The sequence below is a fragment of the Paraburkholderia humisilvae genome (assembly GCF_902859855.1).
Lineage (GTDB): Bacteria > Pseudomonadota > Gammaproteobacteria > Burkholderiales > Burkholderiaceae > Paraburkholderia > Paraburkholderia humisilvae.
The window spans coordinates 1-547 of the sequence record NZ_CADIKH010000498.1 but is presented as its reverse complement, the minus strand read 5'-3'; the positions used below and the strand labels follow the sequence as shown (position 1 = coordinate 547).

Annotated in this window: 1 protein-coding gene; it reads right to left on the bottom strand. The window is 62.5% G+C overall.

The window, feature by feature from the left end:
• Positions 1–74: 74 nt before the first annotated feature.
• On the bottom strand, positions 75–449 hold the full coding sequence (locus HV796_RS43225) for a hypothetical protein (RefSeq protein WP_175233670.1): 375 nt from the start codon (positions 447–449) through the stop codon (positions 75–77).
• Between the last annotated feature and the right edge of the window lie 98 nt (positions 450–547).

Below are 547 nucleotides of genomic sequence, written 5' to 3'. Positions count from 1 at the left end.
CACCTCGCCCGATACCAGTCGATCAGTTCGATCACCGCATCGAGGTCGTGCGCTTCGCGGTTGGTCACCAATCGTCACACCACAGGCTTCACGCCAGCAGGTGTGCCGCTCTCCTGGGCAACCAGGCAGGTGATAGCCAGTTCCTGGCGGCCCGGCAACCTCACGCGTTGCGCGCGCAACTCCTGTCTGACTTCGCGCGCCTTCTGGCCAGCATGCCGGGGCAAGATGAAGGTTATCTCCCCGAGCACTTCGCTCGCCTCGACCGCCTCCCACAGCCTGGCCTGGGCTCCCGGGCTGCGGTTATGTTGCGAGCGGATCAACCAGTCAGCAGGATGGCCCAGCTCCAGAGCTCGCCGCATCAACGCCGCAATGTCACCTTCCCGATCCGCCACATAGATCAAGCGCGTGTCGGGCAGCGTGGCTGCCTGCTCGGCCAGGCTCTGGTGCAAATAGTTTCGGTGAATCGGTTAAAGTAGCCGGCCATCAAACTGGTAGCCGGTGATGAGCAAGCGAAAAGGTCTGGAGGGGCTGTTCAGTGGACGGCATT